Source organism: Micromonospora sp. LOL_013 (genome assembly GCF_048060315.1).
GTDB lineage: Bacteria > Actinomycetota > Actinomycetes > Mycobacteriales > Micromonosporaceae > Micromonospora_E.
In genome coordinates this window covers 1-15515 of the sequence record NZ_JBHMIQ010000001.1, presented here as the reverse complement: position 1 = coordinate 15515, position 15515 = coordinate 1, and the positions used below count along the sequence as shown (strand labels likewise).

The 15515-nt window shown below is 65.6% G+C and carries 18 protein-coding genes and 1 pseudogene; 8 read left to right on the top strand and 11 right to left on the bottom strand.

Annotation, left to right across the window (positions count from 1 at the left end; translation table 11 throughout):
• Positions 1-24: 24 nt before the first annotated feature.
• The gene (locus ACFHWS_RS00095; protein ID WP_416567389.1) at positions 25-1212 is read left to right on the top strand and encodes a DNA cytosine methyltransferase; all 1188 of its coding nucleotides are present in this window, start codon (positions 25-27) and stop codon (positions 1210-1212) included.
• A gap of 248 nt (positions 1213-1460) precedes the next feature.
• Here the strand turns inward: ACFHWS_RS00095 and ACFHWS_RS00090 are convergent.
• From ACFHWS_RS00090 to ACFHWS_RS00080, 3 genes and pseudogenes are all read right to left on the bottom strand, one after another.
• Positions 1461-1903: pseudogene (locus ACFHWS_RS00090) on the bottom strand (transposase); the annotation flags it as partial.
• Between the two features lie 423 nt (positions 1904-2326).
• Positions 2327-3325 carry an HNH endonuclease gene (locus ACFHWS_RS00085; protein ID WP_416567388.1) on the bottom strand — a complete coding sequence of 333 codons (999 nt, stop codon included), beginning with the start codon at positions 3323-3325 and terminating at the stop codon, positions 2327-2329.
• A gap of 112 nt (positions 3326-3437) precedes the next feature.
• Positions 3438-3860, bottom strand: a complete 423-nt coding sequence (locus ACFHWS_RS00080; RefSeq protein WP_416567387.1) for a DUF4259 domain-containing protein — start codon at positions 3858-3860, stop codon at positions 3438-3440.
• A gap of 145 nt (positions 3861-4005) precedes the next feature.
• On the opposite strand from ACFHWS_RS00080, the gene ACFHWS_RS00075 reads away from it, so the two are divergent.
• Entirely contained in the window at positions 4006-5295 is a 1290-nt protein-coding gene (locus ACFHWS_RS00075) for a DNA cytosine methyltransferase (RefSeq protein WP_416567386.1), read from the top strand.
• Positions 5292-6068 (top strand): very short patch repair endonuclease, encoded by a 777-nt coding sequence (locus ACFHWS_RS00070; protein WP_416567385.1) that lies wholly within the window; start codon positions 5292-5294, stop codon positions 6066-6068. Before ACFHWS_RS00075 ends, ACFHWS_RS00070 begins: the two co-directional genes overlap by 4 nt.
• Here ACFHWS_RS00070 and ACFHWS_RS00065 read toward each other — a convergent pair.
• The 6 genes from ACFHWS_RS00065 to ACFHWS_RS00040 form a co-directional block, all read right to left on the bottom strand.
• Positions 6060-6992 carry an Eco29kI family restriction endonuclease gene (locus tag ACFHWS_RS00065; protein ID WP_416567384.1) on the bottom strand — a complete coding sequence of 311 codons (933 nt, stop codon included), beginning with the start codon at positions 6990-6992 and terminating at the stop codon, positions 6060-6062. The genes ACFHWS_RS00070 and ACFHWS_RS00065 overlap by 9 nt on opposite strands.
• Before the next feature lie 72 nt (positions 6993-7064).
• Positions 7065-7493 carry a hypothetical protein gene (locus ACFHWS_RS00060; RefSeq protein WP_416551234.1) on the bottom strand — a complete coding sequence of 143 codons (429 nt, stop codon included), beginning with the start codon at positions 7491-7493 and terminating at the stop codon, positions 7065-7067.
• A complete protein-coding gene (locus tag ACFHWS_RS00055) occupies positions 7490-8104 on the bottom strand; it encodes a hypothetical protein (protein ID WP_416567383.1) in 615 nt (204 codons plus the stop codon). The genes ACFHWS_RS00060 and ACFHWS_RS00055 overlap by 4 nt, the downstream gene beginning before the upstream one ends.
• Before the next feature lie 11 nt (positions 8105-8115).
• Entirely contained in the window at positions 8116-8373 is a 258-nt protein-coding gene (locus ACFHWS_RS00050) for a hypothetical protein (protein ID WP_416551232.1), read from the bottom strand.
• Between the two features lie 11 nt (positions 8374-8384).
• Positions 8385-8648: a hypothetical protein gene (locus tag ACFHWS_RS00045; RefSeq protein ID WP_416551231.1), complete on the bottom strand. Its 264-nt coding sequence runs from the start codon at positions 8646-8648 to the stop codon at positions 8385-8387.
• A gap of 104 nt (positions 8649-8752) precedes the next feature.
• Positions 8753-8974, bottom strand: coding sequence for a winged helix-turn-helix domain-containing protein (locus ACFHWS_RS00040; protein ID WP_416551401.1), 222 nt, complete (start codon positions 8972-8974; stop codon positions 8753-8755).
• Positions 8975-9331: 357 nt separating this feature from the next.
• Between ACFHWS_RS00040 and ACFHWS_RS00035 the strand changes: the two genes are divergently transcribed.
• Positions 9332-9766, top strand: a complete 435-nt coding sequence (locus tag ACFHWS_RS00035; protein WP_416567382.1) for a DivIVA domain-containing protein — start codon at positions 9332-9334, stop codon at positions 9764-9766.
• Positions 9763-11721, top strand: coding sequence for a hypothetical protein (locus ACFHWS_RS00030; protein ID WP_416567381.1), 1959 nt, complete (start codon positions 9763-9765; stop codon positions 11719-11721). Before ACFHWS_RS00035 ends, ACFHWS_RS00030 begins: the two co-directional genes overlap by 4 nt.
• A 352-nt stretch (positions 11722-12073) precedes the next feature.
• On the opposite strand, the gene ACFHWS_RS00025 is transcribed toward ACFHWS_RS00030, so the two are convergent.
• On the bottom strand, positions 12074-12628 hold the full coding sequence (locus ACFHWS_RS00025; protein ID WP_282233482.1) for a hypothetical protein: 555 nt from the start codon (positions 12626-12628) through the stop codon (positions 12074-12076).
• 163 nt (positions 12629-12791) lie between these two features.
• Between ACFHWS_RS00025 and ACFHWS_RS00020 the strand changes: the two genes are divergently transcribed.
• A complete protein-coding gene (locus ACFHWS_RS00020; protein ID WP_416567380.1) occupies positions 12792-12971 on the top strand; it encodes a hypothetical protein in 180 nt (59 codons plus the stop codon).
• Positions 12972-12982: 11 nt separating this feature from the next.
• On the opposite strand, the gene ACFHWS_RS00015 is transcribed toward ACFHWS_RS00020, so the two are convergent.
• Complete coding sequence (locus ACFHWS_RS00015) at positions 12983-13441, bottom strand: transposase domain-containing protein (RefSeq protein ID WP_416567379.1); 459 nt, start codon at positions 13439-13441, stop codon at positions 12983-12985.
• 45 nt (positions 13442-13486) lie between these two features.
• Between ACFHWS_RS00015 and ACFHWS_RS00010 the strand changes: the two genes are divergently transcribed.
• A complete protein-coding gene (locus tag ACFHWS_RS00010; RefSeq protein ID WP_416567378.1) occupies positions 13487-14407 on the top strand; it encodes an ABC transporter permease in 921 nt (306 codons plus the stop codon).
• A 361-nt stretch (positions 14408-14768) separates the two neighbouring features.
• Positions 14769-15242, top strand: a complete 474-nt coding sequence (locus ACFHWS_RS00005; RefSeq protein ID WP_416567494.1) for a SigE family RNA polymerase sigma factor — start codon at positions 14769-14771, stop codon at positions 15240-15242.
• Positions 15243-15515: the final 273 nt, after the last annotated feature.

Below are 15515 nucleotides of genomic sequence, written 5' to 3'. Positions count from 1 at the left end.
CCAGACTTGCCCAGGCTGACTGTCTTGTCACTCTTCACCGGCACCGGAGGGCTGGACTGCGGATTTGAGGCTGCCGGGCTAGAGACGGTTGGTTGCGTCGAGGTCGATCGCCTCTGTCGCCGGTCACTTGAAGAGAACCGTCCGAGCTGGAAGCTTCTCAACCCCGCTGACGTCCTCCTAGCAGCGGAGTTCCTACGCCCGTCGGACCTTGGGCTAACCCAAGGGGAACTCGACGTGCTGGCTGGCGGACCACCCTGCCAGCCGTTCTCCGTCGCGGGTCAATGGACAAGCAGCGGACGGAGGGGGATGGACGACGAGCGAGCACGAACCGTTGTTGCCATGCTCGACCTAGTTGAGACGTTCCTGCCAAGAGCAGTAGTTATTGAGAACGTGGCTGGATTTCTACGGGGCGCAGTATCAGCATTGCCCTTCATCGAGAACCGAATAGGTAGAATCAACAGACTGCATCGAACTAACTACCAACTACACGCAAGAGTCGTCGATGCTGCGGACTACGGCGTTCCGCAGCATCGCAGACGCGTCATCGCGGTTGCGACCCGGGAAGGCGTCCCATTCGTCATGCCAGAACCGACATTCACCGAGAGGAGAATCACGTCCTGGGACGCAATCGGCGACCTCAACGAGGCGGTACTGCCTGAGTGTAAAGGCGGCTGGACCGATCTTCTTCCCTCAATTCCCGAGGGCGCAAATTATCAGTACTTGACCGCACGAGGTGGCGGAAGTGAGCTATTTGGATACCGCACAAGGTACTGGTCATTTTTACTTAAGCTCGCTAAGAACCTGCCATCTTGGACTCTGCCTGCGAGCCCCGGTCCATCAACAGGACCTTTCCATTGGTGCAACCGACCGTTGTCAGTCCGCGAACAGATGCGACTACAGAGTTTCCCAGACGACTGGCACCCGGTTGGCAGCTATCGGGAGCAGGTGAGGCAGATCGGCAACGCGACACCCCCGCTCCTCGGCGAGATAATTGGTCGCGCACTCATATCTCAAGTCCTCGTGCCAGGCGCTACCTACACGAGAGACGCAACGCTTTTACGACCACGTCTCGATGCTATCCCAATGGCTGTACCGCCAGTGCCGATTCCCCCCCACTTTGAGGCTATGATTGGGGAGAAGCCTGCTCACCTTGGAACCGGAAGGGGACCTGCGCCACGGCGAATGTCCCGTTATGAGATTGAGGTTGATTGACTTAAGGCTATTAATGACTGCTATCTACAACCTCGGTATGAGCACCCCGCTTAATGTGCCCGACGCCCGTGATTCGCGTCACTCTACTCAAAGGCCTATCGACTCAATCGACCAGGGCTCAGCCCAGGAGACCACGGTACTCGGATGCTGCGGAGCTGGCTGCCCGCACGAGGTTTTCCGCTTCCGTTAGCCGCCGCTTTCAAATTAACGGCTGATCCTGGTTGTTGAAATGGGCAGAGGTTGGCCGGGGTGAGCCGGCCCTCGAAGGCGATCTGAAACGCGTTGAGAGGTGCCTTCGAGCGGATGGTCCACCTGCGGCGGCCGTTGCCGGTTGGGTCCAGGCTCATCAACGCCATGTACACGCGCTTGAGCGCGGCCTGCTCGTTGGGGAAGTGCCCGCGGGCGCGGACGGCCTTGCGGATCCGGATGTTGACGGACTCGATCGCGTTCGTCGAGCAGATGACCTTGCGGATCTCCACGTCGAACGCGAGAAACGGCACGAACTCGGCCCAGGCGTTCTCCCACAGCTGCACGATCGCCGGATACTTCCGCCCCAGGCCTCGGCGAACTCCAGAAACCGCTCTATCGCCGCGTCCTCCGTCGGCGCGGTGTAGACCGGCTTGAGCGCCTTGGCGATCTTCCCCCAGTCCTGCCATGCCGCGTAGCGGCACGAGTTGCGCAGCAGGTGGAGCCGTCGAGAAACAACTTGTTGCTTTCGGGTAGGTGCCTACAGCGGCGGCGTACGTAGCAGCTTGGTCACCGGGGCCATCTTGTCGGTGATGAGCTGTGCCGATTCCACGACAAGCGTCGGTCCGGTCCAAGCAGAGCGATCGCCGGTGGCTTCACGTTCTCGTCGAGGTCGCCGGACTCGGCGCCGTCGAGTATCGCAAGCGCCTACCGCAAGGCCAGCGCGTTGGACAACCGCAGCCACGCTCGGCAACCCGATCAGCAACGCAGTCCCGTGTCGGCGGCCAGTGAATACTGGTCAGGAAGACCGTTGACAGTCCCGCCTCAACTGCCAGAGGTTGTCGGGACGGCTATCATCGCCCACGTCAGCGCCAGGCGTGAGCGCACGGCACAGATCGCCGACAACCACCGCCCGTGCAGTCGGAGGTCAGTGCGTCGCTTCCTCGAAGATGTACTGGCGGTGCCACGCCAGATACTTGGCGCGCGGAGGTTTCGCACCATTTGGTAGGAGCAGCCACTCGGCCAGCGGTGGCCGCCCGAAGGCCGCTCGCGTCGCTGGGTCCGTCTCGACCGCTGTGGCGAGCGCTGGCTTGACATGGATGCGCAGTCCACCGTTGACGGTCATCAGTCCGGTGTCGAACGCGACGTCGTGCGTCGGGCAGGCGGTCAAGCCGTTGCGCGTGTCGAGCCGCTCGGCATGATTGCACGCCCGCCATGGCTTGATGTGGCTAGCGACGAGCATCCGCGCTGCTCGCTTCTCCGGAAGCGAGACCGAGAGGCCGCAGAAGACGCACTGATGCCCGTGGTTGCGCAGCACTTCGCTGGCGAACCGGTGCTGGCCGACGCGAACGGCCGCCATCAGCAGGCGTTCCGTCGTCCGCTCGTCCAAGTCGGCTCGGGAGGCGCGCCACACATCCACTGCCGGGCGAACGGCGGCGGCGACGTCCGTCTCGTCCAGCTCACGCTGGCCGAGCAGAAGTAGATCGTCCTCGTCGTCAGCCAGGCCGAGGAAGTCAGGCAAAGCCTCCGGGCCAATGCCGACGCTGCGAGCGGCGGTGAGCAGGAGCCGATAGACAGCGCCGAGCTGTCCGGGCTCGGCGAGCAGCCGCGAGGCCACCTCGACTTCGTGCTTCGCCCCGTTGCGTCGACTTCCGTCGAGGTTCGCCATCTTGGCCAGGACGCTGCTGTTCGGTCTCCGAAACAGGCGTGCGAGCGTGGGAACCGGTTCGACTGCCCGGTGAGCCGTGGAGCCCCCGTACTGACGGTGATTGACAAGAAGGCTTGCGGCGAGGCAGGTGAGCGTCTCGACCGGCAGGAAGACAACCTGCCTGCTGCCTTCGGCAACCGGCTTCCGGTTGAGGATCGAACGCCACTGCTCGCAAGCTGCGGTCAACCGGAGGTTGAGGTAATCGTGCAGGTCAGGCACCGGTCCTCCTCGCCTTAGTCAGACTGGCAGCGGTAACGTCAGCATGGAGACAAGCGGTTCCGCGAAGAGAGCAGCTGGTACGGGCTGCGGCAGTCGAATCGCCGCAGGCCCGTCAGATGTCGACGGAGTTCAGGCCGCGTCGAAGCTGCTCTACGACCGCGATCGCTTCCTCCTCCTCGATGTCGTCATGCCGCTGTAGACGCCAAGCGGATCCGGGAGCGAGCGCGGCGTCGAGTGCGCGCGCGGCCAATTCCCGCAGCTCAGGGCTGGCCTGGATATACTCCCGCCCCGCCAGGAAGCGAGGGCTGTACGCCGACGCGGAGACCGGCTTGCCGGTGAGCGCCTGGAGGACCACGGCCGCAGCGGCGATAGCGCGAGCAGCGTCCTCCGCAGTTCCGACGCCGACGGGCGACGTCAGCTTCGCGAGTGCCGCGCGCGTCAGCTCGGCACGCTGGTCAGGATCAGCGCACTCCAGTTCGGCGCACCACTCCACCGCCTCGTCGTTGTCGAACGGACCGAACTGCCAGGTCGCCATTGTTTCTCCCTCGAACGCCTGTAGACCCAACCACATATCGGCGGGTGGCCCAGCAGGGGTGTCCCGTACGCGCCCGCCTCGATCACACCGACCTCTCCGGCGAGCCGGACTTCCAAGATCTACAACTCCGCGGTATAGTTCTGCCATGTTTGATCTGCCAGAAGAGCCAACCGGGGACCGCACGTCGGTGGAGCTCTTCGCCGGCGGCGGCGGTCTGGCCATGGCCGTCCACGGAGCGGGCTTCCGCCCCCTTCTGGTCAACGAGATGGTCCGGTACGCCTGTGACACGTTGAAGCTCAACGCCGCCACGACGCGCGGCGAGGTTGAGTGGATCCCGACACGCCAGGATCGGTGGCCGCTGATCGAGGGTGACGTACGCGAGGTCGACTTCGGCTACCTGTGGGATCGCGTCGATCTCCTCGCGGGAGGTCCTCCCTGCCAGCCCTTCAGCCTGGGTGGCGTCGCCAAGGGTGATGAGGACAAGCGCAACATGTTCCCGGAGATGTTCCGCGCGATCCGGGAGATCCAGCCCAAAGCCGTGATCTGCGAAAATGTGCGCGGGCTGCTCCGTCCATCGTTCCGTCCCTACTTCGACTACATCGTGCGGGAGCTGCAGCTCCCCTTCGAGGAGCGCGATGAGGCGGCGTCCTGGCAGGAACACGACGAGATCCTCCGTCGCAGGCTCGGGGAGACACCGTCCGACCCGAAGCGGCGCTACCAGGTTCGTACCTTCCCGGTGAACGCCGCTGACTACGGAGTGCCACAGATCCGCAACAGGATCATCCTGGTGGCTTTTAGGTCCGATCTCGGGGTCGACATCGAACGGTTCGAGCGGTCGGTCAGGCCGACGCATTCGGAGTCCGCCCTGGCCCGGACGATGCTGGATGGGACCTACTGGGATCGGCATCCAGGAGTGCCCAGCCATGTCCGCCGACGCGTCATGTCGCGGCTGTCCGGTGCGATCACCATCGCTGACGGCACTCTCCCCTGGCGCACGCTACGTGACGCGATCGCTGGCGCCGATGGCCAGCCGCCCCTACCTCCGGTGCCCTGGGATCGACTCGACCGACAGGAACATCTGCTGGGCGGGGTTACCGACCACATCGGCTGGCCCGGTGCACGGATCTACGCCGGCCACACTCCGAACGAGCTCGACCGGCCGGCGAAGACCGTCAAGGCTGGCGTGCACGGCGTACCCGGTGGGGAGTCCGTCATGCTGACGGACGATCTAGACCCCTCGGCGGACGCCTACCGACACCGATACATGACCGTACGGGAGACAGCTCGGGTGATGACGTTCCCCGACGACTGGAAGCTCGCTGGGCCTCGCGGTGAGCAGATGCGACAGCTCGGCAACGCCGTCCCCGTGGTTCTCGGCGAGTTCTTCGCCCGCAAGATTGCCGACGCGCTTGACGAGGCCGACCAGCAGCCATGACCGAGGATCTCCAACAGTCCGATCATCGTTGGGCCGACAAGCTCCCGAGCGCACGTGCGTGGAAGGGCCGAAAGGGTCGGAGTCGGCAGTCGGTCGTCGCCGAGCAGGATCGCGCCGCCGGCGGACACGACCGGCGATGGGTGGATCTTGGCGACGGGCGCTGGGCCCGCGCGTCGGTGGAGCTCAAGCTGCTGCCCAAATCCAGGCGAATCCGTGCGTATCTCCGTTGGTCCGACCGCGGCAAGTCTCCCGCCCGCTACCTGGGCGAGGTCAGTCACGCCACCAGGGCAGAAAACCTCGCCGAGGGTTGGCGGCTCGCCTGGTCGCGTGAGCTGCTGGCGGTGAAGGAGACCGCAAGCGACACGTCCTGGGCGTCGAGCCCAGCCGTCCAGGCGATCATGCGGGCCAACAAGGGACGTGACACCCGCCCCGAGAGGAAGGTTCGCTCACTCCTTCACAAGGCTGGCCTGCGGTACCGGGTCAACTTCCGGCCTGTCCCATCGGTCCGCCGCACTGCCGACATCGCGTTCCCACGAGTCCGCGTCGCCGTGTTCATCGACGGCTGCTTCTGGCACGGTTGCCCCGATCACCACCGGCCATCACAGCGCAACGCTCAGTTCTGGCGGGAGAAGATCGAGGGCAACCGGGTACGCGATCGAGAAACCGACCGAATCCTTGCCGAAGCTGGCTGGACGGCAATTCGCGTCTGGGAACACGAGGACCCGAGCGAGGCCGCCGACCGAGTCATGGCCGCTGTGGCACGGTTAGGGTGAGAGTCCGGGACGATCCTGATCAGCCTCAAGCGCAGACTCATCTTCGACAGGAATTTCGTCATCCGTAGCGGTCGTGAAGCTACCCTGTGCGATCTGACCAAGATCACTCAAAAAGTCCGCAAGGATCGACTCAAGCGTCCGATGCGGCGGCAGTCGAGATAGATGCTCAGTAATTTCGCTCCTAATCTGGCTCTCCGACTTTTGATCGTCAACCAGGCTGTCAGCCCAGCGCCTGCCAGGGTGGAGGGTATCCCATGGCGATCGCTTGTTTGCCCGAGTTTTTGAACTGTCTCCGTGCTTGCCGATTCCGAAGCAGATCCTCATTTCGCTGTTCCAGATCGGCTTGAAAAAGTTGATCAGATACTGCTCGGCTGCGCGCTGGTAACCCGTCTGCACTATCAAAAATCGACAGTCAAAATCCTCGGCTCGCAGGGTTGAAGTTGCTTTTGCGACACTCTTCCGATGTTCGTTGAGTCGGTCGAACAAACTCGTCCCTTGATCGACGGCGTTCTTTGCCTCGGCACTCTTTGGATCAGCTTTGCCGACGTAGATTGGCTGTTCGGTATTGGCGAGAACAGAATACGCGTCGAAGGGCCCCTTGTAATAGAGCGCATAGACACCGGCGCCGTAAAAGGGCCGGAGCTTGGTCAAGGGGTGACGGGGCTGGGCAATCGTCGTGAGCGCCACAACGCGGCCGGTCGTCTCCGGCGCGCTGGGGTCGAAGATGCTACTCGGCCGCAGGGTCGGGTCAAGGCGGCTGACGGCAAGTTCGAGGCGAGCCGCCTCCGCCGCCAGAGCCTCGCGCAGCGAGTTCCGAATGTTGACCCTGTCCGGAAGGGTAGCAGTCTCCAGCTCGTCGACCAGCGCCGCGAGTTGCTTGACTATGCTTTGGCCGCGATTGTTGCGATTCTTTGGAAGTGGCACGGTCCGAGGCTACCCCAACCTGATGCGACATCGTGACCCCTGCGCCTCGTGCCTCGACGCCCGCCCCACCGATCAGGATTGCGTTGCGAACTCGGTTGCCTCGGCGAGTATCTCGTCTAGCTCCGCGTCGGACAGGTCGCCCTCAGAGAAGATTTTGTACATCGTTGCAGCCTGAATTTTTGTGACCATCTCTGGTGTCAGGTCATAATCGACAGCCGGGTCAAGAACCGACCTGATCAACGCTTCCGCGCCAGTCGGATCAACATCTGGGCCACCATGGCTCAAGTCCTCGCGCAGCGCGGCGACGAATCTAATGATCTCACCGGCAGGAGCATCCTCGCTGAATCTGCGGTCGACGGCGATGAAGAACAGGGAGGCAAGGAAGCGCGGAAACCCGTCCCAGCCGTCTCGGTCCAGCCTGGCTTCGATCTCGTCGTTCAGATCGCTTTCTCCTCGGACCAGGGTACGGATATACATAGGCAACTCGGGATGCAGGGTCATTGCGACCGCTTCCTTTCTCGGCGTTTCTTTGCACCTTGCCAGATAGACCTAGCAGCAACCGCCATTGCGCCGGCTGCCATTGCAGCAGCTGTGATCGGATTGTCCACCTCGACACGGTCAACGCCGTGCGCAGGCTCGACTTTCACAGGGTTTGAGCTGGTCGCACCCGGCGGCTCCGGAAGACTCTTGAAGATCGCCTTGGCATGCGTCTCGGTATTCGCGAACGCATCCTGAATGTCATCTGCCTTCTGAACTTGACGATTCCAGAAGGCATCCTGCCGACGGCGTCGACGATCAGAGTCCGACAACAGCGACTCGCCCGAGGGCATACCCGACGGCTCGTTGAAGCCGGCAGCAGGTGCGACTCTTGCGAAGTACGCCTGGTAGTGCCGCTGCGCTCGATCGAGTAGATTGGCATATCTACCTGCTTTGGCTGCGGCCGTTTGTGCTTCCGACGCCGCACGACTGATGTTCGGGTTAGCGGACCCCTCGGACAGCTGGAAATACAACTTGTAGGCTTCGTCAAAGTCCGCCTTGGCCCTCATCGCCGTCACAGCGGCTTCAGCCAACTGGTCCTTGGCGCGTCGCATTTGCGCAATGACCTGCTCCATGCCGGCTGACATCAGAGCGCGTCCCGGTAGGCGTTGGCCAGCTCGACTGCAGCGTTGACCCTGCTGAGCACCCGGTCGACCTCATCCTCAGCCGCCTTGAGGGCCGCTGCTGCCTTCTCGATATCATCATCGGCGCTGTCCTGCACCGTGTGCAGCGCCAGGGCGCTACCTTGCGCGCCCGTCCCGGTGGCCTCCTCGAAACCTGCCTTCCCCTGCATCATCAGGATCCTGGCACGGTTGAGGTCACTCTTGATGTCATCGACGGTCATGTCAGCGGCGCTCAGCCAAGCAAACTGCTGTAGTTGCGGGTCGCCTCGCCGGCACCATGGACAAGGGATGTCGCATCATTGAGGAGCTTCTTGCTCTGCTCGCAGCGGCTGATCGCCTCGCCAATGGTGGGGTGACCGGTGCCCGCCGCAGCGGCGCGCAGGTTGGCGATCATGCGATCGAGAGCGTCGACCGCTGACCGAATCTGCTGGACGGTGGCATTGCCGTGCTGACCTGCTTGCGCCAGCCCTGCCTTGACTTCCTGGATGCTGGACATGTTGCCGCCTCCCGAGGTCCCGCTTGGCTTTCGCCGCGCCGGTCGAGCCTATCGAAGCCGGCCATCCTGCTTCCGGCCCTGTCGTCGACAGTGTCAGGAAGCAGTCACTTCGGTTCGGCGACGTAAACGCCGACTCCAGGCAGGGTTTCGGTGAGACCCTTCGCCCGCAGGTTCTGCATCGCACGGTCGATGACAGGCGGGGTCACCTCGTAGTGCTCGATCAACTCCCGTCTGCTGGGCAGCTTCGATCCAGGCGCGAACTCGCCCGCCCGGATGCGTTCTTCCAGGTCATCAGCGATCTGCTCGTATCGGTAACGCGGTGGCAAGGTGCTCCCCTCCGGTCGGCACCAAAAAGTCAACCACCCAAATCTCGCCCTTGACTAGCCAACGCAAGCTATGGCACCTTGATCCTCGCCTCCCTCCGGTCGGCAAACCTGGCAGGGACGCAGAGGAGCACCCAGACCGCCACGGGTGCTCCGGTCGGGGCGGTCAGCGGGTCACGCCGTTGGGCGTCCCGGCCCCGAAGGTTTGCCCTGGTCGCCGTACTGCCGAGGAGGGCTGCGGCGATCGGGGTGGGGGTGGCCCCGCCGGTTCGGCAAGCGGCAGGGCCACCCCCGTCCAGACACACCCACGGCACCGCGAGACCCGAACACCAGCAGCGAAGGAATGGGGAGGAACACGTGATGCGAGAGCTCTGGCGACGCTGGCGGCTGCGCCGGCAACGCCGCACAATGGCCGGCACGCCACCGCGTGACTGGCCGAACGGCAGCGGTGTCTACCGCGTACCCGTCGATGGTCGTGGCCGTAACCAGCGGCCCGCCGCGTACCGGCCGATCCGGCCCTGGCAGATCCGCGCCCACCGCTTCCCGACCGTCACCCGCAAGGCGCACGGACCCGGCCTCGACCCCGGCGAAGTCGCCGCCTTCCTCGAACGGGTCGCCCACGACCTCGGCGTCGTCTACGCCGAGCTTGACCGCACCTACGAGCAGAACGACCGGATCAAGGACGCGCTGCGCCGCTGGCAGACCAGCCAGGCCCGCGCCGCGCAGGCCACCGTCAACCTGCCCGCCTGGACCGGCGCCGGCACCACCACCAGCGCGTACGCGGGGCAGTCGTGACCCACCACCCGACCCCACACCACACTGTCACCGTCGTCAGCTGCCCCCGCTGCGACGGCAGCCCCGCCGCAGCGTGCCCGCGCTGCGGCGGGGCGGGCAAACGCCGCGCCCAGTTCGTGCTCACCGTCGCCAACATCGACACCGCCGCCGTCGCGTCGGCGAACGTCGTACCCGGCGCGGTCACCCCGACCCGCACCGACGACGGCCGCTTCTGGTGCCTCGACCTGGCACCCGTCGTCGGCGACCTCGCCGCCCGGGTCGGCGCCGCCCACGTCTACGACCCCGAACTGCCCGGCGAACCGATTTTCGCCCCGTGGGCGGAGCTGCCCGCCGGCTGGCAACCCGACCTGCCCGACCACCAACGGCACGCCCTCGAAGCCGGGCCGATCGCCGGCGAAGGCTACGAACCATGGCGGATCTGGTACGGCCGCACCGCCGCCCCACCACCACCCGACCCGGCCCGCCGCCTCGGCGAACTCTGCGAAACCGCCGAACTGCTCTGCCTCGACCTGGTCGTCGAAGCCCGCCGCGACCCACTCGCCCCCGACAGTGACCGCTTCCGCTGGGACGTCCGCTTCGAACTGCCCGGCAGCCCGGTCCCCACCGGCACCGGCCGCTACGGCAGCTTCGCCGAGGCCGCCACCCGGGTCAGTGTCGCCCGCGCCTGCTACCAGCTGGTCGACCGCGGCCAGCACGCCCCCGCCCACTACGTGACCCCGCGCCCGGCCAGCGGCATCAGCCTCGGCCCGCCACCGGTCGACGTCGACCAGCTCGAACGCCGCATCGTCGCCGACTGCACCGCGCTGCTCACCGGCGAGCCGACCCCCGGCGCGCACGCCATCTGGCGCGACGGCCGCTGGTGGCACACCACCCTCCGCGACGCCAACACCGGCACCGGCTCCGGCGGGCGGCCGGCCCGCTCCTGGCAGCCACCCCCACCATCGTGGCAGGGACCGCCGATCCCGCACCGGCGCTGCCCCGACTGCACCCACCTGCCGCACTGGGAAGACTGCGACTGCGAAACGATCGGTGGCTGCCGCACCTGCGGCGGCAGCCACCGCATCTATCAGGGTGCGACCGTCACCATCGCCGCCGGTCGCCGCCGGGTCCGGCACCTCAACTGGCCACCCCTCGGCGGTACGCCGCCAGCCGCACCGCCCTGGATCGGCTACCACCCGGGCGGCAAAGCCATCCACCAGCTCCCGCCGGAGTACCAGCTCACCCACCAGCTGACCGAGCTCGGCCTCGACCCGACCGAGCTGGCCACCCTCGACGGCCTCACCATGCACCTACGCGACCACGAGCTGCTGCACGGCTACGCCACCGTGCACCGGCCCGGCAGCGACCCGGTCACGGCGTACCTCGAAAATGTCACCAACGGGCACCCCGGCGGCCGGATCCTGCTGCGCGCCAGCCCACCGAAGGTGCCGCCCCTGGCCACAGTGGTCAAACTGGCGTACGCCCTCGGCCTGGCCCTGGTCGTCAGCGTCGCCGACCACCGCCGCAACGACGGCATCCCGTACCAGGTGCAGGGCCTGCGGTGGGGGATCCGCTTCGCCCCACCCGACACCACCCGCCGCCTCGACCGCTGGGATCCCGGGGCACATCAGCCCAGCCTGCCGAAGGCGATCGCGCAGGCCCTGGAGTACCTCCCCAACGCCACCGACCAGACCGTGCCCACCGACCCGACCACCCCGATCCCGGTGCCGACCAACCTCCACAACGGCGCAGGTGAGCCCGACGGCGCAGGCGATGCCCAGCCCGGCAACGGCCTACCCGACCCGGTGCCAGCGCTCACCGCGCTCGCCACCTACCACCCCGGCACCGCCGTCACCGTCCTGCTCGCTCCACAGCGATGCGAAGTCCACCTGCCCGACGGCCCACACCACACCAGGCTGATCGCCACCGCCGCCACCCTCGACGGAGCAGTCACCGCCGTGACGGCCGACATCTGACCCGACGCCGCCGGTTCGGCGCCCGGCGATAGTTGGCACCGGGACGATTGATCCCCCATCTCGGGAGGAGGGCGGGTCAACGCCTACGTAAGGCGGAACCCGCCCTCATCCCATTGCGGTGAATGTCACTTATTGAGGCGGCGGGGCCGCCGCCGTAGCCGGCTCGGCCGGTACGAGGCGATACCCTTCGGAAGGCGAGGGTCGTAGGCGGGCACGAGCCGCGGAGCATCTTCCGGCTCGGGAGCACGACGCGCCCGACGAGCGAGTCTCGCGACGAAGTCGCCAAGCCCACGAAGCACGTAGGCTAGATAGGCGGTCGACCGTGCCATACGCCTCCTTCGGACGATCCGACTCAGTCGCAGTTGATGCGTAGGTAGTTGAGCGACTGTACGGACTGGCTGTACGCGCCGAACTGAGCATAGCCCGTGGTGACCACTCGGAAGTCGTGTGTTCCGGTGCCAGCGCACTCGTAGTAGTCCCACAGCTCCTGCCACGGGTCGTACTCCCAGTTACCCGACGCGGAGGACATGGTCTCCCATCCGTACCACCGGCTTCGCTGGATTTTCACATCGACCTTGGCGGGCGTGTACCCGCTGCCGGAGCAGGACTGCCACCCGTTGCCCGAGAGGTAGGTGCCGTTGTGGTCGATGTCCGATGCGTAGACGGTGCAGATCCAGTCGGCCAGCGTGTCGACCCCACCAGAGCCGCTGGTGTTCGTCGATGTGTGTGGGACTGGTGCTTCCCTGGTCGGGAGATCGTTGTCCCATGCGGGAACGTGCGTGGCGACTGAGGCGTGGGTGGGCGCGTCAGCGCCGCCACTGGGCGCGGCTACTGCCACGGTGGGCGTCAGACCGAGAGCGATGAAAGCCGCAGCTAACGCACCGGCCAGAAATCCCCTTGTCCTCATTTCTCTCCTTTCGGACAGGACGGGTATCGGGGAAGGGCGACTATGGCGGTTCCTCGCCGCAGTCGCTCCATGATCGTCGCTTTCCGAAAGTTGTGGTCGATCGATGTCTGGGAGTATTTAACGACGTTGGTTGTGGCAGCCCCGTTGCGAGGATGCTCCACAGGTGAGCTTGTTCACTGCGTTGTACGTCGCGGGCGCGATGACCACCGAGTCCCCCGGTGGCAAGGTCCGCCGGCCGTCGCCGTCCATGGGCCTGGTAGGCGCCGCGTACGGGGTTGCCGGTCAGCTCGGTGACGGCGGAGACGTCGATGACGTCGAGTGGGTCAGGCGCTTCGCACTCTAAGCTCGATGTCACTAATACCGCCGTCGATAGGCATTGCGGGGGTGGGCGGTGTGTCCAGTGCGCGATCGCGTCGCAGGCCGCCGCTGTACAGGCTGATCGTGTGAGGCGGGAGGGGGTACCGTCAGACCTGACGACGCGCCGGGAGGTAGAGGCCCTGTCCGCTCCGTGTCGGCCAGGTCGAACACGGTGCCGTCGATCGCGGTGACCAGCAGACCGAACGCGTACGACTCGGGCCCGAACATCGGTGTGGACCGAGCGCCGGTGGTGAACACCTGCTGGTGCACCGCCGCGGGGAGTCTGCCCCGGGCCTTCGACACCGCCGCTGCGGTCGGGGTGCTCTCCACCCGGGTCCGGGGGATCCGTGCGGTCACCACCGACGTGCTCTCCCGCCGGAACAGGCACAGCCCGAGCACGATCATCACCGTGACCGCCCCGGTCAGCACCCGCCGCCGGGCGTCGACGTGCCCCACTAGAGCCTCGACCCGTCGTGGCAGGGGCCGGAGGGCCTGACCCGATTGCGTCAACTGAACGGTGTCGAGGCAGCCGGACACCGACTGGTGCTCGGTGAGCCTCTGATTGCACGCGCCCCCGGTGCCGTCGGCATCGCTACGAATATGATCGGCGCAGATCCGCAGGCAGTAGCCGTCGTGACGCCAAGACTGCTAGCCGGCCGCCACTTCGACGAGTTCCACCAACGTCACTCTGTACCCGTGGTGTCGCTGCCTATCTCGGTGGCCGATCGCCTACATATCGGCCGCATCGGTGTCGCCGTCTATATTGCGGATCGCGCATTTACCGTAATCGGAATCTTCGACGATGTGGAGCGTCGGCCGGAGACGCTACTATCGGTGCTTATGCCGGCCTCGGTCGCGGAATCCCTGGTCGACCGGCAAGATGTAAATGTGGATCGGGATGTCGTCATCGCTACCGCTCCGGGTGCTGCACAATTGATCGGTACCCAGGCAGCGCTGGCGCTCTGGCCACAGGCACCGTTCTCACTGCAGGTCGTCGCACCGCCGGACCCACAAATGCTGCGCCGCGAGGTCGAGGCCAGCGTCAGCCGGTCCGGCCTGATCATCAGCGTTGTGGCGCTCGCAATTGGTGCCCTTACGATCGGCAACTCCGCCGCTGCCGCGATCACCGCACGGACTGCGGAGATCGGCCTACGCCGGTCCGTCGGTGCCCGGCCTCGGCACATTCTCGCTCAGCTACTGGCCGAGACAACGGCACTCGGCGGCTTCGGTGGCGTGGTCGGCGCAGTCGTCGGCGTTGTGATTACTATAGGTGTTTCCCTAGGGAACTCCTGGCAACCTGTCATCGATCTGCAGGCCGCGTTTGCGGCTTCGGCCGTCAGTGCGGCAGCCGGTCTACTCGCCGGATTCTGGCCGGCAGTGCGGGCGATGCAGGTCCAGCCGGTGTCCGCCCTCCAAAGGTGAACTGGGGTTGACCCGGTTTGACGGATAGGGTCAGCACGTCGATCCCACGCCACCTTGCTTGCTGACCTACGGGAGCAGGCCCTAGCTGGTACTTGGCCTGGATTCATGTAGTCCAGGGTGGAATGGCAACGGTGAGTGCTACACCAGCCCTCGATCCCCTCGAAGATCGCCGCCCGTGCGGCGGCTGGCGTCGGCTCGCCCGGCGGTCCAACAGTTCCGTCTTGGCTGGAGCAAGATGCATCGGGTCGAGGATGCTGCTACCAGCGATGGCGGGCTCAGCCACATCCGGACCTGCCGTGGTCAACAGATCGGCCCCGTGACCGCGTTTGAAGCGGTAGACACTCGGAGGGATACCAGAGCGATGACGTTCGAGGATTATGTGGTGGCGCGTGGTCCAGCGCTGGTTCGCCTGGCGCGGCTGCTCACCGGTGACTCCCATCGCGCGGAGGACTTGGTACAGGAAGCCCTCGGTCGAGCGTACGCCCGATGGTGGTCGATCAGCCGGATGGACCGGCCGGACGTCTACGTGCGGCGAATCTTGATAAACGTGAACTCGTCCTGGTGGCGACGCCGGTCCAGCCACGAGACACCGGTGACGTCGGAGCTGATGACCGCCGCGCTCGACCGCTCGGCCGCAGGCCGGGTAGGCAGCGACCTGAGCACCGCCGCCGCAGAACGCGACGCGATGTGGCGGCTCATCGCAGCCCTCCCGCCACGACAACGGACTGTCCTGGTGCTCCGCTACTACGAGGATCTGGACGACGGCACAATCGCCGAGATCCTCGACTGTACTAAGCCTCGATCCACCGACGCGGTTCGTCTTGAGCTCGGTTGAGTAGTTTCGGTATTGGGTGGTTTCGGGGCGTGGCTGGATCGCCGATTACGTGGTCGGCTTGCTCCGGGTGTTGTCGTTCGGGGGTTGGGGCGGGGGTTCGTGGCTTGTGGTCGGGCCGCCTGGTCGCGCGTCGGTGTTGCTGTGGTCAGCCGGGTCGTGCCTGGATGGTGGTGAACAGGTTGTCGAACGCGGCCTGCCAGGGCCAGTGCTCAGGTAGGTGCAGGTGGATGGTGCGGGCCCGGTGCGCGAGGCGGGCGGCGACGGTGATGATGC